Raw genomic sequence first — 23,096 nt, forward strand, 5'->3', positions numbered from 1 at the left:
CCGCTCAACTCTTGCCCAGTTTCTTTTTAAAGAACTCCATCGTCTGTCGCAAACCCGCGTCGCGGTCAATCTTCGGTTCCCATCCCAGCAGATTCTTGGCCCGTGTGATGTCCGGCTTGCGGACCTTCGGATCGTCCTGCGGAAGCGGCTTGTAAACGATATCATTGGAACGGCCGGAAAGCTTCAAAATCTCGTCCGCGAATTGTTTGATGGTGATTTCGGCCGGGTTGCCGAGGTTGACCGGCTCATGGAAATCGGTCTTCAACAGCCGGCAGATGCCTTCCACGAGGTCGGAGACATAGCAGAAACTGCGGGTCTGGGAGCCATCGCCGTAGATGGTCAGCGGTTCGCCCCGGAGGGCCTGCCCCATGAAGTTTGGCAGCACGCGGCCGTCGTCCAGCCGCATCCGTTCGCCGTAGGTGTTGAAGATGCGGATGATGTGGGTGTTCACGCCGTGGTAGCGGCAATAGCCCATCGTCATCGCCTCGGCGAAACGCTTGGCCTCGTCGTACACGCCGCGCAGGCCGATGGGGTTCACGTTGCCCCAATATTCTTCCTTTTGCGGGTGTTCCAGCGGGTCGCCGTACACTTCGCTGGTGCTGGCGAGCAGATAGCGGGCGTTCTTTTCCTTGGCAATCCCGAGGGTGACGTGTGTGCCGAGCGAGCCGACCTTCAGCGTTTGGATCGGATAGTTCAGATAATCAACCGGGCTGGCCGGGCTGGCGAAGTGCAACACGTTGTCGATGGGGCCGGAAACCTGCAACGGTTGCGAGATATCGTGACCAATGAAGGAGAACTTCGGGTTCTGCCGAAGAAGGTCGAGGTTCTCCAGGCTTCCGGTGATGAAGTTATCAACCGCGATGACTTCGTGCCCGTCCTTCAAGAACCGTTCGCACAAATGCGAGCCAATGAACCCCGCCCCGCCGCTGATTAACGTTCGCACACAATTCCCCTGTTTTGGCGATGAGCCGAAATAAGTAAGATGCCGGTCGGTCGAGTTTCGCTCATGGCTCACAGCCTGTCTTACGACCCTTTTACTTTCCCGGCAGCGATATCGCGATGAGTTCCTTGTCGTCCCGCACGAACAGAACCCCGTTGGCGAGCGCGGGATGCGCCCACGTCGGCCCGCACACGGGGGACGTGCACACCTCTTCGTATTCCTTGGCGTTCGGCTTCAGCAGGGTCAACTGGCCGTTGTCCGCGTGCATCAGCAGATTGCCGTCGGCCATTTTCAGCAGGGCCGCGTGATACTTGCCGACCTTTGTCTTGTTCCACACTTCTTTGCCGGTGGCCGTCTCCACGCACCGAAGGGTGACCGACGGATTGGCGATGCTCCCGGTCACGACGTACAGGTGTTCCTTGCTCACCGGCACGGGCGTGGAGAAATAGCAGGTGAGCTTCGGATTCTTCCAAGCTTGCTCGACCTTCGATTCCGCCGAACCCTTTTCCACCTTGATGCCGATGGACCCGGCCGTCACGGACCCGGCGACATACAGATCGCCCGACTTGATCGGGGTGGTCGAGCTTTCGTTCAGCGCGTCCATGAAGGGAACCTTCCACTTTACCTTCCCGTCCAGGGAAATACCGACGAGATTGGCCCCGGTGAGGGCGACGATTTCGCCGTCGATAAACACGGGGGCCGCATAGCTGGCGGCATCTTCCCCGGCTGTCCACGCTTCCTTCCCCGTGAGGCGGTCATAGGCTTTCACGCCCTTGCTGGTTTTCCCGCCCCCTTGCACGATCACCAATTTGTCCGTGACCAGCGGCGAAGCTGATAGGCCGAAGAACAAGTTGTCCTTCTTCGCGTCCTTGAGGGTTTCGATCTTCCAAACCGGCTTGCCGTCCGCGGCCTCCCAACAGGCAAGAGTACCGGTGTTGCCGAAAGTGTACACCTTGCCATCCGCGACTACCGGCGTGGCGCGGGGGCCTTCGCCGAACTTCGGGGCGAACGGGAATTTCTCGTAAACTTGCGCCCACTTCATGTCGCCGGTCTTCACGTCGAAGGCTTGGATCTTCTCCATGTCCTTTCCGGCCACCTTGGTGTGCAGGAAGACTAGGTTGCCGACGACGACTGGGGAACTATTCCCCTCGCCGACTTTGACCTTCCAAAGCGGCTTGAGCGGTTCCTTCCACGGGGTGACCGATTCGGTGGAAACGCCATCGCGGTTCGGCCCAAGCCATTGCGGCCAATCCCCGGCCACAGCCACGGAAGCGCCAAGCAGCAACACCAAGAGGGGCTTCATGCGAAAATCTCCAAGAGACGGGACGTATCGCTTTAGGAAGATTGTAGTCAGGAGATAGGGTTTAGGGTTTAGGGTTTAGGGTTTAGAAAATAAGCGTTTGGACGTGTCATTCTCGTTAGATAGGGTTTGGAGTTTAGGGTTTAGGATTTAGAAAACAAGCATTTGAGCGTGTCATTCTCGTTTTGCCATAATCCCAAACCTTAACTCCAAACCCCAAACCCAAGCCCTGTCTGCCAAACCCTAAACCCTAAACCCTAAACCCTATCTCCCAAACCCTAAACCCTAAACCCTAACCACTCCACAGGCAGAAGCATACCCTACCCGCATCGCCCAGCCAACGAGAGGTTGTCATCATGCTTCGCACGGGATTGATGCTTGCGGCCCTGTTTGCCGTCACCCCGGCTTTCGCCGCCGTGAAGACACAAGTGGTTGAATACAAGTACGCCGAGACCACGCTGAAGGGTTTCCTTGCGTATGACGACGCGATCAAGGAAAAGCGGCCGGGCGTTCTGGTCATCCACGAATGGTGGGGACTGGACGACTACGCCAAAATGCGGGCCGAGATGCTCGCCAAGCTCGGCTACGTCGCCTTTTGCCCCGATATGTACGGCGAAGGCAAGATGACGGAACATCCGAAGGAAGCCAAGGAAATGTCCGACGCCACCCGTAAAAACGTGAAAGTGTGGCAGGGCCGGGCGACCGCCGGGTTGAAGACGCTGGCCGATCTGCCGCAAGTCGATTCCACGAAAATCGCCGCCATCGGCTACTGTTTCGGCGGCTCCACGGCTCTGCAACTCGCCTATACCGGGGCCGATCTGAAGGCCGTCGTCACCTTCCATGCCGCGCTGCCGGGGCCGACGGATGCCGAGGCCAAGGCGATCAAGGCCAAGATCCTCGTCAACCACGGAGGCGACGACTTCTTCATCCCGGCCGCCGCCATCGATGCCTTCAAGGCCAAACTCCAAGGGGCAAAAGTCCCGATGGAATTCGTGTCCTATCCCGGAGCCTTCCACAGTTTCACCGTGAAAGGCGCGGAGAAGAGAGACATCAAAGGCATGGCCTACAATGCCGACGCTGATGAAAAATCGTGGGCCGCGATGCAGAAGTTGCTCAAGGAAGTGTTTGCGAAGTGATTGATTCGGGCGGTTCTGCTTTCTCGCCACGGTTTCCTCGGGGGAACCTGTGGCGTTTCTCGTTTTCAGCTAGAAACCTGAAAGCAGAAACCCGAAACTGTTTTGATGGAACCACCACGATCGGCCGACGATGGCGACTTGTTGCGGGCCGGGTATCGGCCGCAGTTTCTCCGGGCCATTGGCGGGTTCACGGCTTTTGCCGCCGGGTTTTCGTATCTGTCGATTCTCACCGGCATTGTTCAAAACTTCTTCCTCGGCTTCCGCGAAGCGGGGCCGGCGGTGGTGTGGACGTGGCCGGTGATTTTCGCGGGGCAATTCCTTGTCGCCCTGTGTCTGGCGGAACTGGCCCGGCAATACCCCTTCTGCGGCGGGGTGTATGCGTGGTCCTGCCGGGCGGGGGCGCCGGTCGTCGGGTGGATGACCGGGTGGGTCTATCTGGCCTCGCTGCTGGTCACGCTCCCGGCGGTGGCCCTGGCGTTGAACATCACATTGCCGGTCATCTGGCCGGGCTTTCAATTGTTGGAAACATCATCCGCGAACGCGGTGGTTTTGGGCGCAATCCTGATTGCCGTCAGCACGTTTATCAACGTGGCCGGAACCCGGTGGATGGCGGCGATCATGAACATCGGCGTCATCGTTGAACTCAGTGCGGCCGTGATTCTGATCGGGCTGCTCGCCCTACGGATTCATCGCGGCCTCGGGGAAACATTCGTCATTCCCCCGGCGGTTGAAGAAGATGGTTTCGGCGCGTTCACCCCGTTCCTCGCGGCGGCGGTGATGGCCGCGTATGTGATGTACGGGTTCGACACGGCCGGGACGCTGGCCGAGGAAACCCGCGATCCGAAACGCCGGGCGCCGAGGGCCATCTTGCAAGCCTTGGTGGCGGCCGCCGTCTTGGGGATGTTGTTGCTATTGGCCGCCGTGTTGTCGGCGCCGGATCTCACGGACGCGATGTTGTCTGGCGATGCCGGTGGCCTGCCGTATCTCATCAAGGCGGTGTTGGGGGAAACGCTCGGTACGGTGTTCCTCGCCTGCGCGGTGTTCGCCGTGTTCATTTGCACACTGGCAGTGCAGGCCAACACGGCCCGGATCATCTTCGCGATGGCCCGCGACAAATCACTTCCCGGTTCCGCGTGGCTGGCTCATGTTTCCCCGGAGCGGAAAACCCCCGACCGGGCGGCCCTGTTTGTCGGCGTCATCGGTTGCGGGCTATTGCTGGTGAACATGAACTTTGAAAAGGTGATGACCGCCCTTGTATGCGTTAGCATCGTGTGGGCGAATCTGGCTTATCTGATGACCAACATGCAAATGTTGCGGGGCCGGCTGGCCGGAACGCTTGACTGGCGCGAGCCATTCCTCGGTTGGTGGGGGCTGCCGGTGAACATTCTGGCGGTGATCTGGAGCGCGGTGTTGATTGTCAACATCGGCTGGCCCCGCGAACGCTTGTACGGGAGCGAGTGGCATCAACAATATGCCGCCCCGTTGTTCACGGCGTTGCTGCTGGCGTTGGGGATCATTTTCGCAAGACAGAAGAGGATCACGCTGTGAAACCGCCCCTGATCCGCGTGGTTTTCGGCTGGATGGTCCATTTCTACACGGCCTGCGGAATGCTCGTCGCCGCGTGGATCGCCATGATTCTCATGCGGACGGAATTGACGCCGGAGGATGTTCGGTCGTGTTTCCTGCTGATGCTGTTGGCCACCCTGATTGACGCCACCGACGGCACGCTGGCCAAGCTGGTGCGCATCAAGGAAACCATCCCTTCGTTTGACGGCCGACGCCTCGATGACCTGACCGACTTTCTCACCTACACCTGTCTGCCGCTCTGGATGATTGACCGGTTCGGCATGCTGCCCGAGGGCTTTCGCTGGCTCCTGCTGCTCGCCCTGTTGGCGAGCGCTTACGGCTTCTGCCAGACAAACATCAAAACGCCGGATGGCAGTTTTGTCGGCTTCCCGTCGTATTGGAACATCGTGGCCGTCTATTGCTATCTGTTGCCAATCACCGGGTGGCATGCCGTTCTCTTCATCGGCTTCTTCAGTTTCATGACGTTTGTGCCGAGCCGATACCCGTATCCGACCCAACCGGGCCGGCTCAACATGGTGATGCTGGCGCTCAGCGTGCCTTGGATCGGTTTGCTGCTCGCTGTCTTTCTGAAAACTTGGGAGAAGCCGCCTTCGGAGTGGTCCGATACGGATCGTTGGAATGTGTGGGTCGCCGCACTGTACCCGGCATTCTATCTGCTGGCCGCGTGGGTTTTGTCCCTCAACCGCCTTGTTTTCGGCGGTTCATCCGCTCGTTGAGTTTCGCCTGTCGATACATCGCCAAATCGCGGTCCAGCAATTCCCGCTGCTCGGCCTGGATTCGCCGTAGTTGACTACGGCCATACATGGCGACCGCCACATAATCGACCACGGCCGTCAACACCACGAAGAACAACACCCCGAGCGTGACGATCCAATAAATTGACCATAATTTGACGAATTCCCGGTCGTCATCCGTCGGCGTGGCGGGCGGGTCTTGCTCCGACAATTCGCCGATGGCCTCGAATCGCTGTTGCCCGCCGCTGACATAGGCCCCGGCCAGCAACATCGCGAGGACGAGCAACAACCCCGAGGTGAGAATCCGCCGCCGACATTGCGCGCGAAGATACGCCCGGTCGTCGCTGGCAAAAGCCTGCCGTTTGAGCCGGGCGAGATTGCGAAACTGAAACCGCAAAGCCACGATGGCGATGAGGGAAAGGCCGAGCGACAACAGAAGTGCGACAAGCATACGCGAATGGCCGTCAGAGGGGAAAAGCGAACATATAGGGACCGACTGATGAATGCCCGATGAGGGAATGACCAATGACCAATGACCAATGACCAATGACTAATGACCAATCAGGATTTGTTCACCTACCCGTAATCGACCGAAACATAATCGGTTTGGTCATTGGTCATTGGTCATTGGTCATTGGTCACTCAATTCTCGTCAGCCATGCCATTAACACCTTCGCCATGTTGGCCATGCTCACGGGGGAGCATTTTTCGGGGAGGTCATCGAGGCGGTGCCATTGGGGGTAGTCGAAGTCGATGATGTCAATGCACGGGATGCCGACTTTGTTCAGGGCGATGTGATCGTCCAGAACTTGCGTGCCCTGCCGGTTGATGAAACTCTTCACGCCAACCTCGCCGGCGATCTTCCAGATGTCTTCGACCAGTTGGCCGGCATGGAGCATCGAATACGGCTCGTAGGGGAATTCGGCTCCGGCTCCGGCGAACAGGTCGAGCAGAATCCCGGCGGAATATCGCGGGCTGGTTTTGTTCTTCTTGTATTCGGCGGCGAAGTATTCGCTGCCGAGGAAGTATTTGTCGTTGTTGCGTTCGTGGACGAATTCTTCGCCGTCGAAGATCACAAAGTCAACACCGTATTTGCACTTCAGGTTCTTCACGTGGGTGCCGAGTTCCATCATGAAGGCCACGGTGGAGGTGCCGTCGTTGGCGCTCACGAAGGGCTTTGTCCAGTCGCGGACGTTGGTTTCCTGGTCGGCGATTGGCCGGGTGTCGTAGTGGCCGCAGATCATCACCCGCTTTTCGATTTCCGGGTTCCAGCTCACGATGATGTTGACCATCGGCACGGCAAAGCGCTGGCTCGGCTGTTTGCCCTCAAACTTTTGGAAAGTGACGGTCGCGCCGCACTTCTCGAAGTGGGCTTTGATGATTTCCTGTTGTTTTTTCATCTCCGGCGAACCGCTGATGCGCGGGCCGAGATCGCAGAGATCCTTGAGGTATTTGATGGCCCGGTCGCCGTCGAAGTCCCCGGCTTTGCGGGCCTCTGGCTCCGTCGGGTCTTTCTTGGCCGGCGGTTTGGCGTTGCCGAAGTTAAGAAACACGAGAACTCCCGCCAGCGTGGCGAAGATGCCGGCCGATACAGCCATCCATGTCTTTTGTCTCATTGCGTTCCCCGTCGCGAAGCTGTGCGGATATCATACCCGGACAGCCATGCCGGTGCGAGGGGTGATTCTCCCCGGAACGGCCGGTTCAACGGGGCAGGTACTCATGTCGCGGACGGGACGGGTCATTCGTGTGGCGTTGGCGGTCGGCGGTCTGCTGATGATCGCGGGGATCGTCATACCGCTCGTGGCGAGGGCCAGGTTGAACAGCGAGCGGATCAACTGCCAGAATCATCTCAAGGATATCGGCCTCCTTGGCGTGCGCCATGCCTCCATGCCCAACCGCGGATTGCCGGAACAGCCGACGGACGAACTCCCGGCCGGGACGATCTATTCCAACACGTTGCCGCCGGACCAACGCCTGAGTTGGTATGTGTCAATCCTCAACGTGCTGACCACGGGCCTGCCTCAACCAGAAGGGGCCAAGAAGCATCGCGCCCCGCGCGGGTTGGGGGAGATTCTCCCGGTCATCGACATGAACGGGGCTTGGGATTCGGAGGCCAACGCGCCGGTGGCCCGATTCCGACTGACCACCGCCATCTGCCCCTCGCGGGTGAGCGATCTGCAAGACGGGATCGACCAGCCCACGAATTATCTGGCCATCGGCGGGCTGGGGCTGGACACTCCTTCCCTAAGCCGGGAGGCGGCCGGTTGGAAAGCCGGGGCGTATCGCTATGATTCCCCGACTCCGCTGGATGCCTTCACGGACGGCTTGCATCAGACGGCCCAGTTCATTGAAACCGCCCGTGATATCGGCCCGTGGCTCCGGGGAGGGCCTTCCACTCTGCGGGGGTTGGACGAAACCGACCTGCCGCATGTCGGCAACGGCCGGGCGTTTGGCGGCTGCCACCCCGGCGGTGTGTATGTTTCCCTCGCGGACGGGGCGGTTTCGTTCCTCCGCGAATCCATCGATCCGGTCGTTTTTCGAGCGATGTTCACCATCGCCGGCGGCCGGAACGAGCAACCGTTCGATGCCCCGTGACCTTCATTCGCTCCCCGTGGCTCGCCGGTCTGTTCCTGTTCGCCCTGCTCCTGTTGGGGCTGCCGCTGTTTGTGCGTCTGCCCGTCTGGGTGGATGTCTCTTATTACGATGTCGCCGCCTGGAACATCCTGCACGGCGGCACGCATTACCGGGATATTTTTGAAACCAATTTGCCGGGGATGCCGTGGATTCACACCACTTTGCGGCCCGTCATCGGCTGGAGTTCCGAGGCCATCCGGCTGGCCGATTTGTTGATGCTTGCTTCCGTCACTTTCCTGCTCTCGCGGTTTGCCCGCGAACACGGATGCACGGTGGCCCAACGTCTCTGGCTCGCCCTTGCCTTGGCCCTGTTCTACCTGTTTGAAACGGAATACATCCACGTCCAGCGTGATAGCTGGATGTTATTGCCCGCCACTTGGGCCGCGTGGTTTCGCCATCGCCAGATCAACAATCCGGGCGGAATCGGCCGGGCCATCGTCGAAGGAATCCTCTGGGGGGCGGCCGTCTGGATCAAGCCGCATGTGCTGGTTCCGGCGTTGTTTGTCTGGCTGGTGTCGTGGAAATATGTCCCCGTCCGGCAAATGCTTCGTTCCACCGCCGGGGTGGTCTTGGGTGGCTTGCTGGCCGGGATCGCCGGTTCAACGTGGCTCGTCGCCACCGGCACTTGGCGGCCGATGTGGGATGTTCTTCTCAATTGGAACAGCGAGTATTACAACTGGTCGTGGGTGAAGGTATATTACCAGTCGCGAAGCGCCCCGGTGTTCTTCGCCCCGTTTAGCGTGCTCACTTATGTGGCGATCCCGTTGGGGCTGGTGACGTTGTTCCGCCGCCGTCCGGAGTCGTCCGCGCGAACCGTGTTGTTCGCCTTGTATCTCGGCTGGCTGGCGCAAGCCACGATCATCCAGAAACAATTTGATTACTCCCAAACCCCGCCGGTGATTCTTGGGATTGCCTTGATGGCGTGTTATCGCGTGCCCGTCGGGCCGATTTTTCTCGCATGGTGTTTGCTCGGCAGCGCCGTCAACCAATATGCGAAGGACGAGCCGCTGGTGAAGCAATTCCAGAGGATTAAACCCTGCACCTATCGGATCGTCGTTCCGGATCACCCGATCCTGGACCCGAAACGTTTGGCGCTCTGGGGCCGGTGCTGGTCCGACGATTCGATGGAACTCAAAGATCAGCTTACTTATTACAAGGACATCCACTGCGCCCCGGATTGGGCCGACTTGAAACAAGTAGAGGAATTTCTGCGATCAAAGAACGTCGGCGACCGCGACGTGATTTGCTGGCATGATTCGACGCATCCGTTGTATCTGTGGCTGAACATCCGGCCGGGATTGCGGTTCATGCACGTCATCACATCCATGAAGCTCCGCAGCAAGCTCCCGGTGATCCAAGCCGAGACATTCGCCAGCCCGGCCCGCTATGTCGTCGCCGACCTGATCCCCTGTGGCTACCTCATGGAAGAAAGCTTTCCCCCGTCCCCGCCCCCCGGCCCGATTGACCGCATCCCGGCCGAGTTCCCCAAGTGGGGAGCCACCACTTACCCGTGGAACCAAAAGCCCGTCTATCGGGCCGGCCGGTACTTCGTGTTCGAGATCACAAACCCCTCGGGCGAGATCGATTTTCCGCTGCCGGAAGCTCTGAAGGACTGAAGAAAAGGCCGCGATACGTTTTTTGACGAAGGGCTTGCGAGATGGCCAACGTGACTCTGACGGCGCGGGAATGTCGCAAGAAATTGCTGCCCTCTGTCTGCATGCGCTGCGGCAAACCGGCCGTCACCACGGTGGAGAAAACCTTCCTGTATTACCCGTCGTGGCTCTTTTTCCTGTCGTTTTGGAGCGTGTGGGGAGCATTGGTTGATGCCGTGACGCTGTCTGGCGCGATGACGCTTGACGCCCCGGTGTGCCGCCGGCATCGCACCCACTGGGCCACGCGGACGCGGGTGGTCGCCATCAGCACCATGACGTTCGTGTTTTTATTCGTCGGCGTTATCTGGTATCTCGCCGCGCCACAGGTGAAGCATGACCCGGATTCTTCCGTGGATCTCTGCACCGGAACCTTGTTCGCCTCGGTGGCATGGTTTGGACTGGTACTCTTCTTCCATATCACCGTCATCAAGGCGATTCGCATCACGCCCGATCTCATCACACTGACCCAAGTCCACCGCGACTTTGTCAACGCCTTGGAGGAGAAACGCGGGGTGGCGGCGGACGACAAAATCCCGGAAGAATGGATCTGGGACGAGAACGGCCCTCGCCGCGTGGAGTGGGTCTGGGACGAAAGCGGCCCGCGCCGACGAAGGGTGCCCAAAAGCGATTGACCAGTGAGGGAATCCTTCCGGCGGAAGATGAGTGGAGGCTTGTCAAACTTGTTTTCTCGGTGAATCTTTGTGTGATCTTTGCGTCTTTGTGGTGATGCCTTTTCTTCACTCTTTCGAGATCGCCATCGAAACCGGAGATATGCCATGCGCGTCCTGCTAGCCGGGTTCATGCACGAGTCGAACACCTTCGCGGCCACGCCGGCGAATCGGCGGCGGTTTGACGAAGGTTCCCTCACCATCGGCGAGGCGATGTTCCCGGTGTGGCGGGAGGCCCATCATGAGTTTGGCGGGTTTATCGAAGGGTGCCAGACGCACAAACTGACGGCCGTTCCCTCCGTGATGGCGTGGGCGGTCCCGTGCGGGCCGGTGACGGATGATGTGGTCGAAGAAGTGACCGCCAAAATCACCGCCGACATCCGGGCCGAGAATCCGGATGGTGTGTTGATCGCCCTGCACGGGGCGATGGTCTCGGCCGGTTTCGCCAGCCCGGACACAGAGGTTCTTCGCCGCATCCGCGAGGCGCTGGGGCCGGACAAACCGCTAATCGCCACGCTCGATTTTCATGCCAATGTGACACCCGAAATGGCAGCGTATGCGGATGCGTTGATCGGTTATCAAACCTATCCGCACATCGACCAGCGCGCCTGCGGGTTGCTGGCGGCCGGGTTGATGGCCCGCACGCTGGCCGGGGAGATCAAGCCAGTGTGTGCCGTCGCCCGGCGACCGATGATCGCCAACATTCTGGGGCAGGACACCACCCGCGAGCCGATGATTTCATTGATGAAACTGGCCCGGCGGGAAGAAGCGGAATTGGGGATGCTCTCCACGAGCGTGATGGGGGGCTTTTATTATTCAGATGTGCCGTGCATGGGGCCGAGCGTTATCTCCGTGGCCGACGCGAACCGGGAATTGGCCCGTTCGGCCGCCGAGAAACTGGCCGATGCCATGTGGGCTGTCCGGCGGGAACTGTATGTTCCCTGCGCCACCCCGGAAGAGGCCGTGAAGGCGGGCTTGGCCACCCCCAAGGGGCCGGTGATTCTCGTCGATCTCGGCGACAACATCGGCGGCGGCTCAGCCGGGGATGGCACGGTGATTCTGGCCGAATTGCTTCGGCAGCGGGCGCCGAGTTTCATCGTCGCCTTGTTTGCCCCGAAGGCCGTCGAGGAATGTCGGAAGATCGGCATCGGCGGCCGCTTCACCGGAAAGGTCGGCGGCCAAGTGGACAAGATGCACGGCGACCCGGTCGAAGTATCCGGTGTCGTGCGGTCGCTTCACGATGGCTTGTGGGTGGAAACGGAAGCCCGCCACGGCGGCCGACGACACAACGATCAGGGGCCGACCGTGGTGGTCGATCTCGATGGCGGCGGCACTTTGGTGATGGACTCCCTGCAAACCCCGCCGTTCAGCCTCGGACAACTTACCAGTTTGGGACTCAAACCAGAAACCGCTCATCTGATCGTCGTGAAAGCCGCCGTCGCCTACAAGGCCGCGTATGTGCCAATTGCCAGCCGGGTGATCGAAGTGGACACCCCCGGCGTGACGGCCGTGAATCCGGCCCGGTTCACTTACAAGCGGGTGCCACGGCCAATCTATCCGTTGGATGCGATGGGGTAACCGGGGGTTACTTCCGCAACCCGGTCGCTTTTCGCACCAGTTCCATCGTCTTTTGGGCCTCGGCTCGCGCTTTCGCGGCCCCGGCCTGCAACACCGCCTCCACCCCGGCCGGGTCGGCGGCGAGTTGCTTTCGCTTTTCCCGGAACGGGCCGAAATAGGCGTCGATCTGGTTCAGCAGTTGCGTCTTTGCTTCACCATAGCCCATGCCGCCAGCCCGATAGCGTTCGGCCAGCGCGGCTTGTTCCTGTTCGGTGGCGAACAGTTTGAACAGATTAAACACGTTGCAAGTGTCCGGGTTTTTCGGGGCTTCCATCGGCGCGGAATCGGTCACGACTCCCATGACCGCTTTCTTGAGAGCTTTGCCTTCCGCGAAGATTTCGATGGTGTTGCCATAGCTCTTGCTCATCTTCTGCCCGTCCGTGCCGGGGACGACGGGAACATTGTCCAGCCGTTCCATCGGTGGCGGGAAAATCTCCTTCCCGAAGGCGGTGTTGAAATACCCGGCCATGTCGCGGGTCATTTCAAGGTGCTGCACCTGATCCTTGCCAACCGGAACGAGGTTTGAACGGTAAATCAGAATGTCGGCGGCCATCAGGACCGGATAGGTGAGCAACCCCACGCTCGCCTGAATGCCTCGGGCCGTCTTGTCCTTGTAGGAGTGGGCGCGTTCCAGCAAACCCAAGCCGGTGACGGTGGAGAGAATCCACGCCAGTTCTGTCACCTCGGGAACATCGCTTTGCCGGAAGAACGCGGCTTTCGCCGGGTCCAGCCCGAGGGCGAGGTAGTCGATCGCCACGTCCCAGACGTTTTCGCGCAGGAAATCCGCGACGGATCGAGCGGCCCGGCCGTTTCGCTTGGCCTCCTCGGCCTCTCGCTCGGCGGCGTCTCTCAGGGTCGTCAGGGCGTGATAATCGGCGATGAAATAGAAGCAATCCCCTTCGTCTTGAAGGGCGATGTGCTGCCGGATGGCGCCGAAGTAGTTGCCCAGGTGAAGCTTGCCCGAGGGCTGGACGCCGCTCAGGATGCGTCTTGGTTTCTTGTCATTCATCCGGACGCCGAACCCCCGCTCAGGTTGTTTCAAACCAACAATCAGGATACAGTATCCCGCAATTCGACACCTGACCACGCATGAGAGGTTCACGGGCATGGATCGCCGAACCGGCTCGGACGACAAGGAACTGGAAAAACGGGATGCCCTGCTGCTGGACGGCCTGCGCGCCGCCCTGAACGGCGAGGAACACCGGCTGTTCCGTGTCGGCAAGCGCGACGGCCTGTTTGCCGGTCGCGGCGGCCTTCCCGGCGAGGCGGCCGAGCTGGCCCTCCGGGAAAATTTGCTGGAACATACCCGCACGGAAACCGAACGGGGCGCGGACATCGAATGGGTGCGCATCACCCCGGCCGGAACGGAATACCTTTACAATCACGATTCGCCTCGGGCCGTGCTGGGCGAAATGCGGGACATGTTGCGTCAAGCAGCCTCCGGCGTGCCGGTGTGGCAGGATGGGATGCTGAAATCGCTGGAAAAACTGGCGAGCCACATCACCACCGAAATGACCGCTTACATGGCGAAACTCGATTCGCTGGCGATGCGGGTCGAAGAGGCCCTGCGGCGGGCCGATGTGTCCCCGGAGTTGGCGGCCAGCTTGCAAACGGTCATCCCGTGGGGCTTGGAAGCGCTGGCCTATCTGGATCGCCGCAAAGCCGGGGGCGCGACGGCGGCTTGTCCCCTGCCGGAATTGTTTGCCGCGTTGCGAAACAAGTTCCCGACGCTGACTATCCGGGACTTTCACGACGGCCTGAAACGCCTGGCAGACAATCAGGCGATTCGCCTCGCCGAATACGCCGGAGGCGGGGCTATCCCGCAACCGGAATACGCGATGATGCAGGCGGGGAAATTGTGGTACACCGCCACGCGATGACTTCCAAACGGGGAAATGAAGATGCAACTGGGTTTTGTCAGCGCCATTTTGCCGGACCTCACGCTGGAAGAGGTGTTGAGTTTCGCCGCCGACGAGGGGTTTGGCTGTGTCGAGTTGATGTGCTGGCCCCCCGGCCAGTCGAGCCGCCGATATGCGGGGATCACCCATGTCGATGTGACCACGCTGGATGCCGCCAAGGCTGACGGCATCAAGGAACTGGCGGCCAAAAAGGGCGTCGCCATCTCCGGGCTGGGCTATTATCCGAACCCGCTTGACCCGGATTTGGAGGGCCGCCGGGTGGTGGTCGATCACCTGAAAGCCGTCATCCGGGCGGCACCACTGTTGGGTGTCCATGCCGTCAACACCTTCATCGGCCGGGACTGGCGCAAGTCGATTGACGAGAACTGGCCGCTGGTTCAAGAAGTGTGGCCGGAGATCATCGCGGAAGCCAAAAAGGCCGGGGTAAAGATCGGCATCGAAAACTGCCCGATGCTCTTCAGCAAGGACGAATGGCCGGGGGGCAAAAACCTGGCTGTCAGCCCGGCGGTGTGGCGAAAACTCTTCAACGAATTCCCCGATGGCACGCTCGGCCTGAACTTCGATCCCTCACACCTGATCTTCCAACAGATCGACTACGTGAAGGCCATCCGCGAATTCGGCAAGCACTTCGTCCATGTCCACGCCAAGGACACCCGCGTGGACATGGACCGCTTGTACGAAACCGGCAACCTCGGACTCGGCTGGCACACGCCGAAACTCCCCGGCCTCGGCGATGTTCACTGGGGCCAGTTTTTCAGCGCTCTCAGTGATACCGGCTACACCGGCGCCGTCTGCATCGAAGTGGAAGACCGGGCTTACGAAGGGGACATCAGCAACCGCAAACGGGCATTGACCCAGAGCAAGAGATATTTGGAACAGTTCATGTGAGCATCTCTTAATCGCTTGTCAGGCTGGCGACTCCCGGTGAAACCGTGACCGCCCGCCGACTTCGACAAACCGGAGGCAATGGTTCTACCATTCAGACAACCGCCAGTCTCATTTGTTTGATATTCATTTTAATAAGCGATTTTATCGGCAAAAATTGATTCAAGGGTGACGTATTGATGGCCCGTCAACGCCGATCCTCAAAAAATACGCCTTTCTCGCGCATCTGCTGGAAACATCACCGCATCAAGTCTCAGAAAATTTCATGTCTGACGGTAGAAACTCTCCCAGATTACCCAATCTTGCCTGATTTCATGCCCGTTTGAAAAACGCACACAAGCTAGGTTTGTCCCACTGAACTCGTGATGAGCGCCGTGAGCGTGCCATTGCGACACGATTATTTACCTCGTTGCTCCCCCCTAGGCGTGGCCCGACACGCCCAAACGAAAGTTACCATGAACTGGTTCAACGCCCTGCTCCGCACCTCTCCGAAGCCTTCCGTTTCTCGCCGTGTCAAATTGACTCAACTTCAGGTTTCACAACTGGAAGCCCGCGAGGTTCCAGCAACCTTGACGTGGAGCGGCCTCGGCGGCGACAACAATTGGACCACCGGGGCGAATTGGGACGGCGGGACAGCGCCCGTCCCGAATGATGACTTGGTGTTTCCCGCCGGGGCCGCCCGGTTGACCAACAACAACAACCTGCTGCCCTCGACGAGCTTTGACTCCATCACTGTCAGCGGGGCCGGATATGACCTGAACGGCAACGACATCGACCTCTCGAATGGCTTCGTGGTCACGGCCGGCAACAACGTGAACATGAACATCAATGTCAACCTGACGGGGACACAGAACTTTGATGTCGCCACGGGGGGAGAACTGGACTACTACGGGGCCATCTCTGGCAGTTTCGGCCTCACCAAGACCGGCGGGGGAAGGCTCGCGCTGCTGAACAATTACCTCGACAACACCTACACCGGCGCCACCACGGTCAATGACGGCGCGCTCCTGTTCGCCAGCGCGCACATTGTCGTTCCCGGAGATTTGGTCGTCGGCGCCGGCAAGCTCGTGCAGTATTACGCGAGCAACGAAATCGCCGACACGGCCACGGTGACCCTGAACGAGGGAGCCACCCTCGATTTTAACGGGGCTAGTGACCAGTTCAGCAACTTGGTGATGCAAGGGGCGACAGTTCAAACAGGCGCCGGCGGCACGATCAGCGTTCTCACAAGCATCACCGTCAATGCGACGAATAACAACATCACCTCGACGATCAACGGCCCCGGCTCGCTCGACCTCGCCTCTGACAACGTGACCTTCGACATCGCCGACGATACCGATCTGGCCGTCGATTTCCGCGTGAACGCGGGCATCGTGGATGGAAGTGTCACCAAGAGCGGCCAGGGAACCGCGGTTTTCTCCGGCGAGAGTTCTTACGCCGGCGCCACCACGATCAATGCGGGTGTGCTGCAAGTGGATGGCTCGATCACGAGCGCGGTGGTTCTCGCGGGCGGCACCTTAAGCGGGTCGGGCACGATCAACGGAGAGGGGATCGTTTCGACCGCCGCCTCGACCATTGATCCGGGGACGGTGGGCCAAGCCGGAACCGGAATCTTGACCTATGCGAACGGGACGGGACTGACCCTCCCCTCTAGCTCGACCTTCCATGTTGACCTCAACGGGTCAACCGTCGGCACAGGCTACGATCAACTGAGGCTCACCAACGCATCCGCCCTTTTCAACCCGAACGGCGCGACCCTGGACGTCAGCCTCGGATACATACCGCAGGTGAACACCAGTTTCCAGATCGTCTCCCAGGCATATGGCAGCCCGATTACCGGGCGATTCAACGGCATCAGCCAGTTCGCCAGCTTCACGTCCGGCCCGGTGACGTTTTCGGTCGGCTACTTCAATTCGGGAATTATTCTGACCGTCACCGCCGTCAACATCCCGACATACACTTGGTCCGGAGCCGATGACAACAGCCGCGGATGGAGCGATCCAGACAACTGGGTCGGCGGCGTCGCGCCGACTCCCGGTTCGGCATTGGACTTCCCGGCCGGTGCTGTTCGGAATGAGAGCCTCAACGATTTCGCCCCCGGTACCAGCTTCTACTCGGTGACCATCGACAGTCCCGGTTACGACATCTATGCTCAATCGCTGAAACTTCAGAACGGAATAACGACTACCTACACGAGTGGCACTGCGTCGTTTGGAGTGGACACGACGACGCTGACGGCGAATCAAACATTCGACATTGCCGAAGGCGGCACTCTCGACATGACCTCCAGCATCGCCGGCGCCGGATTCGGTGTGACCAAGACCGGTGGCGGCACCCTGCGTTACAGCGGGCCCGGCGCCAACACATACACCGGCCTCACCACGGTCAACGACGGCGTTCTCGAACTTGACAAGCCTGATGGTCTCAACGCCTTCGCGGGCGATCTTGTCATTGGCGATCATTCGGGCACGGCGGACTCTGTCAAGCTTTTGGCCCCGAACCAAATCCCCGACAGCTCGGACGTGACCGTCAATGAAGGCGGCTTGTTCGACCTCGGCGCTTCCAACGAATCGGTCAACTCTCTGACTCTTCAGGGAGGCAGCGTGAACATCGGCACGGCGGCGGCGCTCACCGTTGTCAACAGCCTGACCTCGAACTCGCCGTCAAACAACGTCTCCTCCTCCATTTCGGGCGGCACGCTCAACCTCAACGGCTCCGCGAACTTCCCCATCAATGTCGCGGACAACTCCTTGGTCCCCGAAGACCTCGCCATCAGTTCGAAGGTCACGAACGGCGGGATCACCAAGACCGGCGCGGGCACGCTGGCCCTCTCGAACACGAATGACTATGCGGGGACCACGGCCGTCAACGCCGGGGCCATCTTGGTTGAGAACAGCGGGGCCTTGGGCACGACGGCCGGCCCCACCACCATCGCCAACGGGGCGGGGGTTTACTTCAGCGGCCTGGGCCTGAACGTCGCCGAGAACTTCACCAACGTGACCGGCGCCGGTGTCGGCGACGGCGGCGGCAGCCTCTTCCAAGTCATCTCGGGCGACGCCACCCTGACGGGCGGCATCAACATGACCGGCTCGATCAGCATCGGCGCCGCCGATGCATCGACCCTGATCATCAACAGCGAGATTGACAACGACGGTGATCCTTTCGGCATTGACGTGGTCAACGGCGTCAACGGCCTGACGATCCTCGGCGGCAACAATTTGTTTGACGGGAATGTGACCGTCCACTCGGGCTTTCTCCGGGCCACGAATGCCGGTTCGCTCGGCGATACCGCCTCGTCGTCAACCGTCACCATCCAGAGCGGCGCCTCGCTCGAACTCACCGGCGGGATTACGATCCCGGCGACGAAGAGCGTGACGACGAGCGGCGCGGGCGCGGAAATCGGCAGCCTTGATGGGGACAATGAGTTGCTCGGCGCGATCACGATGCAGGCCGACACTGATGTCGATGTGGCCGACGAGTCGTCCTTGCTGCTGGCCGGAAACATCAGCCAAACGGGTTCGTTCCGCAGTCTCGCCAAGTCCGGCGTCGGGACGCTGACCCTTTCAGGCGTCGGTAGCTATACCGGGATCACGAGCATCAACGAGGGAACTTTGCTGGTCAACGGCGATTTCACCGCCGGTGTCGGCGTGACCGTCAATAGCGGGACGGTCTTGGGAGGCACGGGGAGCATCGCCATGCCGGTCGTCATGAGCGGCGGCACGGTCGCCCCCGGCGTGACGACGGGCGTCCTGAGCACCGGACCCTTCAACACAACGGGCGGGTCAATCGTCAGCATTGACATCAACGGTCCGATCGCCGGCGACGACTATGACCAGATTCAAGCGACCGGCGGCGTTTACCTTTACGATGCGACCCTGTCAATCAACCTGGGCTACTCACCCACCATTGGCACAACGTTCACCATTATCAACAACATCACCCCCGGCGCGGTCGGCGGCACGTTCCACGACTTGCCCGAAGGGGCCTTGTTTTTCGCCGATGGTCAACTGTTCCAGATCAGCTACGTCGGAGGCAACGGCAACGACGTGACTCTGAAGGCGATGAGCCCGGCGACGACCACCACCCTGATGTCGAGCGCCAACCCGTCGTTTTTCGGCCAGTCGGTCACCCTGACCGCGATCGTCTCCGAGGACGGGGTCACCCCCTCTGGAACGGTCACTTTCTTTGACGGGATGACTCCCCTCGGGAGCAATTCATTGAGCGATGGTGCCGCGACGTTCACCATCTCGAATTTGTCGCCGGGGCTTCACAATTTCACGGCCACGTATTCGGGCCAGGAATTCTCGGACTCCAGCACATCGACGCCCCTGCCCCAAATGGTGATTCCCGCCGCCACGATGATTAATGTCAGCAGCGAGACTCCCGAGAGTTTTTACGGCGACATGGTCACCTTCACCGCCTCGGTCGCCGCCGTCGCGCCGGGGGGCGGCACCCCGAGCGGATCGGTCATGTTCTTCGACAATGGCATGCCCATTGGCATGGAATTTCTTGACCTCACCGGCACGGCGACGCTCTCGACATCGCAACTTCATGCCTCGGCCACTCCCCACAACATCACCGCCAATTTCATGCCGTCGAACATGAATTATGTGCCGACCACGACGATCACGCCGTTTGAGCAGACCGTCGACCAGGCGACGCTCACTGTCACGGCTGACAACCAGATTCGGGCATACGGCTCGCCCAACCCGACCCTGACGGCTTCGATCACCGGGTTTAAGAACGGCGAAAACATGGCCACGAGCGATGTGATCGGTGCTCCCGAGTTGAGCACGGAGGCCACCCAGACCAGTTCGGCCGCGGGCAGCCCGTATCCGATCACCGTCTCCGCCGGAAGCCTTTCCTCGTTGAATTATCAGTTCCATTTCGTGGGCGGAACACTGACGATCCTTGAGAACACCCGGCCGGTCATCAACACGGAACCGGTGGTGATCGTCGAGATTCTTCCGGCCGGAGCCAAGGTCATCAATGGCGCCCCGGTCTCCAAACTGACGGCGAACGTCATCGATCCGGACCTTGGCTCGGTGAAGGGGATTGCCATCACCGCCGCTCCGTCGTCAACCGCCACGGGGCATTGGGAGTTCAGCACGAACAGCGGCGTGACCTGGACCACCATCGCTGACGTCAGCCCGACCCATGCTCTGTTGCTTGCCGATTTGCCCCAGAACCAAGTGCGGTTTGTGCCCCAAGCCACCACCGTCACCGCGAGCGGCCGGAGCACGGTGACGATTGCGGGCTTCAACGGGTTCGCCTCGCTGAATTACACGGCTTGGGACACCACCTCGGACACCGGCACCACCGGAATCACCCCGTCATTCGGGGACACGACTGCCACCAACGCTTATAGCGAGGCGACGGAAATCGCCACGGTGGCGGTCGGCAACACGGTTCCGTCGATCGACATCAACGGGCGGCCGCAGTTCACCAGCATCCTCAAGGACAACCTGAATCCGGCCGGAAACCAGGCCAGCTCTCTCTTGGGCACGCTGGCCACTGATTTGGACAAAAAGAACGTGTTGGGACTCGCGGTGACGGGCGTCGACAACACGAACGGCAAGTGGCAGTATCAGGTCGGGGCCAAGTGGGTTGACATCCCCGCCGTGAGCGAATCCTCGGCCATGCTCTTCGGGTCGGCCTCGCGAATCCGGTTCCTGCCGAACGCCGGTTTTGCCGGCGAGGCAACGCTCAACTACCGAGCCTGGGATCAGACGGTGGGCAAGGTCGGCGAACTGGCGACGGTGACGGGTTCCGCGTTCAGCGAAGCCGAGCAAACAGCGGTGGTGCGGGTGAACGCCCGGCCGACGCTGCAAACCACCGTCACGCATTCGTTGGAGACCGCCGCCTCGACGGTCCTCGTGGGCACTCTGCTGGACGGATCGGTCACGGATGTGTTGCCGGGCGACGTGGTCGGCATCGCCGTGACCGGAACGAGCGGGGGAACCTGGAAATACACGATCGGCGCCGGCCCGGCGGTGACGCTGAAGGCCACGCTCGCGTCGGCCGTGTTGTTGCCCGCCGATGCGACGCTGAGTTTTGTGCCGACTCCCGGCTTTACGGGGGTGGCGACGCTGACTTACCGGGCTTGGAATGCGACGACGCTCCCGGCTGTTGCCGGAAGCGTGGCGAACGCCTCCGGAACGGCCTTCGGGTCGGCCACGGAAACGCTGTCGTTGTACATCGCCCCGGTTGGCGGCAACACCGCCCCGACGCTTGGCATTCCCTCCATCAGCCTTGGGTCGATCACGGAAGACCCGACGATCAACCCCGGCGTGACGGTCAAGAGCATCGTCACCGCCACCATGATGAACGATGACAACCCGACAGACAAAAAGGGCATCGTCCTGACCACCGTTGACAACACCAACGGCCAATGGCAGTACACGCTGGACGGCGCCAGCTGGTTTGGCGTGGGGACGGTGACTGTCACCAGTTCGCTGGCGCTGGCCGACACCGCCAAATTGCGGTTCGTGCCCAATGCCAACTTCTTCGGGATGTCGGCCGTCAACATGCCGACCATCAGCTTCAAAGCATGGGACGGCACGACCGGCGCATCCGGGGATCTCCTCGATTCGACGGTGACGGCGACACATTCCTTTGGCCTGGCCATCGGCACGGGAACCCTGAACGTCACATCGGTGAACGATTCGCCGGTGTTGGACAACACCGGGGTGAAATTCCTCCCGGCCATCGGCATGGGGCAAACGTCGCTTCCGATCCCTGTGTTGGCGCTGACGGTCGGCGCGGTGTCCGATGTGGAAACTCTTGCCGTTAACATTGGCATCTCCGTCTCGGCGGCGACCGGTCCGGGCAAGTGGTATGTCAGCCTGGATGGCAATCCGCTGAATTTCGCGCCTCTGACGAAGTTCCCGGCATTGCTGTCGCCGTTGGCGACCCTGAAGTTCATTGGCGATGCCAACAAGAGCGGTCTGGCCTCGCTGACCTATCAGGCGTGGGACATGTCCAGCGGTTCGGCGACCGTGAAGGCGAAGATCGACGCCCTCAGTGTGGCGAAAGAGACGCTGACCATCGAAGTGGGCAACACCGCTCCGACGCTCACGGTGGCGGGACCGTTGACCAACTTGCTGGAAGACCCGGCTTTCAACACCGGCGACACCGTGCTCAAAGTTCTTGGGAAGAACTTCGGCGACACCGTGGGCAGCAAGAAGGGCATCGCCATCACCGCGACGACGGCCCCGACGGTTGGCGAATGGCAATACAGTCTCGATGTCGGCAAAACATGGGTGGCCATCACCGGCGTGAGCAACACGACGGCCCTGCTGCTGCCCGACACGGCCAAAATCCGGTTCGTGCCCGCGAAAGACAAGTTCAGCGGCCCCGACTTCACAACGCTGACCGGCAATGAGCCGACGATCAGCTACAAGGCTTGGGATCAAACCGCGGGATCGGCCGGCGAGAAGACGGACACGCTGAACCCCTTCCTGAATGCTTTCAGCGCCAATGCCGTGACCTCGAAGATCATCATCAAGAGTGTGTTCGACGCCCCGACGCTGGACACGACTCCGCTTCAAACAGTGGGCGCCGGTGTGAGCGAAGCGGTGATTGGTTTGCTGACCGGAGCGGCCAGCAGCCCCGAAACCGAGACGCTCGGCATCGCCGTGACGGGGCTGACCGGCACGGGAACTTGGGAATACAGCCTCAACAACTTCGCAGGCGGGCTGGGCACGGCCATCACCGGCGTCTCCCTGACGTCGGCTTTGCTGCTGCCGGCGACGGCCTCCCTCCGGTTCATCCCGGCCGTGGGCTTCGCAGGCACCGCCGCTCTGAGCTACAAGGCTTGGGACTCGTTCAACGGGGCCCTGACCGGCAAGGTCAGCACCACCTCGGCCGCCAACGCGAAGTTCTTCAGCACGGCTGTGGAAACCCTCAACGTGAACGTTGGCGACCAAACCCCGACGTTGAACACGCTGTGATCGAATCGATTTGACGTGAGGGGAATCATCCCTTGAAACGAGGCGGGCCTTTCACCCCAAGGTGAAAGGCCC

General features: G+C 60.5%; 15 protein-coding genes. 10 read left to right on the forward strand and 5 right to left on the reverse strand.

Translation table 11 applies throughout. From position 1 onward, the window contains the following. Window positions 1-4 precede the first annotated feature (4 nt). Complete coding sequence (locus tag BGIM_RS0118650; protein WP_020471250.1) at window positions 5-943, reverse strand: UDP-glucuronic acid decarboxylase family protein; 939 nt, start codon at window positions 941-943, stop codon at window positions 5-7. A 91-nt stretch (window positions 944-1,034) separates the two neighbouring features. Then, a complete protein-coding gene (locus BGIM_RS0118655; RefSeq protein ID WP_020471251.1) occupies window positions 1,035-2,243 on the reverse strand; it encodes a PQQ-binding-like beta-propeller repeat protein in 1,209 nt (402 codons plus the stop codon). A gap of 353 nt (window positions 2,244-2,596) precedes the next feature. Between BGIM_RS0118655 and BGIM_RS0118660 the strand changes: the two genes are divergently transcribed. The 3 genes from BGIM_RS0118660 to BGIM_RS0118670 all read left to right on the forward strand — a co-directional run bounded on the left by BGIM_RS0118660 (window position 2,597) and on the right by BGIM_RS0118670 (window position 5,679). Then, window positions 2,597-3,376 carry a dienelactone hydrolase family protein gene (locus BGIM_RS0118660; protein ID WP_020471252.1) on the forward strand — a complete coding sequence of 260 codons (780 nt, stop codon included), beginning with the start codon at window positions 2,597-2,599 and terminating at the stop codon, window positions 3,374-3,376. Between the two features lie 105 nt (window positions 3,377-3,481). Continuing rightward, a complete protein-coding gene (locus BGIM_RS51170; RefSeq protein ID WP_020471253.1) occupies window positions 3,482-4,924 on the forward strand; it encodes an APC family permease in 1,443 nt (480 codons plus the stop codon). Then, window positions 4,921-5,679, forward strand: coding sequence for a CDP-alcohol phosphatidyltransferase family protein (locus tag BGIM_RS0118670; RefSeq protein ID WP_020471254.1), 759 nt, complete (start codon window positions 4,921-4,923; stop codon window positions 5,677-5,679). Before BGIM_RS51170 ends, BGIM_RS0118670 begins: the two co-directional genes overlap by 4 nt. Here BGIM_RS0118670 and BGIM_RS0118675 read toward each other — a convergent pair. Together BGIM_RS0118675 and BGIM_RS0118680 are read right to left on the reverse strand one after the other, a co-directional pair. Next, entirely contained in the window at window positions 5,642-6,148 is a 507-nt protein-coding gene (locus BGIM_RS0118675) for a hypothetical protein (protein WP_020471255.1), read from the reverse strand. The two genes, BGIM_RS0118670 and BGIM_RS0118675, sit on opposite strands and share 38 nt — an antisense overlap. A 187-nt stretch (window positions 6,149-6,335) precedes the next feature. Then, window positions 6,336-7,313: a M28 family peptidase gene (locus BGIM_RS0118680; protein ID WP_162136266.1), complete on the reverse strand. Its 978-nt coding sequence runs from the start codon at window positions 7,311-7,313 to the stop codon at window positions 6,336-6,338. A 103-nt stretch (window positions 7,314-7,416) separates the two neighbouring features. On the opposite strand from BGIM_RS0118680, the gene BGIM_RS0118685 reads away from it, so the two are divergent. From BGIM_RS0118685 to BGIM_RS0118700, 4 genes are all read left to right on the forward strand, one after another. Next, entirely contained in the window at window positions 7,417-8,292 is an 876-nt protein-coding gene (locus tag BGIM_RS0118685; RefSeq protein ID WP_157369206.1) for a DUF1559 family PulG-like putative transporter, read from the forward strand. Further along, entirely contained in the window at window positions 8,289-9,947 is a 1,659-nt protein-coding gene (locus BGIM_RS0118690) for a hypothetical protein (RefSeq protein WP_020471258.1), read from the forward strand. The genes BGIM_RS0118685 and BGIM_RS0118690 overlap by 4 nt, the downstream gene beginning before the upstream one ends. 41 nt (window positions 9,948-9,988) lie before the next feature. After that, window positions 9,989-10,615 (forward strand): hypothetical protein, encoded by a 627-nt coding sequence (locus BGIM_RS0118695; RefSeq protein WP_020471259.1) that lies wholly within the window; start codon window positions 9,989-9,991, stop codon window positions 10,613-10,615. Window positions 10,616-10,759: 144 nt separating this feature from the next. Beyond that, window positions 10,760-12,229, forward strand: coding sequence for a M81 family metallopeptidase (locus tag BGIM_RS0118700; protein WP_020471260.1), 1,470 nt, complete (start codon window positions 10,760-10,762; stop codon window positions 12,227-12,229). A 7-nt stretch (window positions 12,230-12,236) separates the two neighbouring features. On the opposite strand, the gene trpS is transcribed toward BGIM_RS0118700, so the two are convergent. Then, window positions 12,237-13,277 carry a tryptophan--tRNA ligase gene (gene trpS / locus BGIM_RS0118705; protein WP_020471261.1) on the reverse strand — a complete coding sequence of 347 codons (1,041 nt, stop codon included), beginning with the start codon at window positions 13,275-13,277 and terminating at the stop codon, window positions 12,237-12,239. Between the two features lie 97 nt (window positions 13,278-13,374). Between trpS and BGIM_RS0118710 the strand changes: the two genes are divergently transcribed. From BGIM_RS0118710 to BGIM_RS0118720, 3 genes are all read left to right on the forward strand, one after another. After that, window positions 13,375-14,148 (forward strand): hypothetical protein, encoded by a 774-nt coding sequence (locus BGIM_RS0118710; RefSeq protein WP_020471262.1) that lies wholly within the window; start codon window positions 13,375-13,377, stop codon window positions 14,146-14,148. Window positions 14,149-14,169: 21 nt separating this feature from the next. Next, a complete protein-coding gene (locus tag BGIM_RS0118715; RefSeq protein ID WP_029630171.1) occupies window positions 14,170-15,075 on the forward strand; it encodes a sugar phosphate isomerase/epimerase family protein in 906 nt (301 codons plus the stop codon). Window positions 15,076-15,527: 452 nt separating this feature from the next. Continuing rightward, a complete protein-coding gene (locus BGIM_RS0118720) occupies window positions 15,528-23,024 on the forward strand; it encodes an Ig-like domain repeat protein (protein WP_020471264.1) in 7,497 nt (2,498 codons plus the stop codon). The last annotated feature ends 72 nt before the right edge of the window (window positions 23,025-23,096 follow it).

Source organism: Zavarzinella formosa DSM 19928 (genome assembly GCF_000255705.1).
In the GTDB taxonomy this organism is placed as follows: Bacteria; Planctomycetota; Planctomycetia; order Gemmatales; family Gemmataceae; genus Zavarzinella; species Zavarzinella formosa.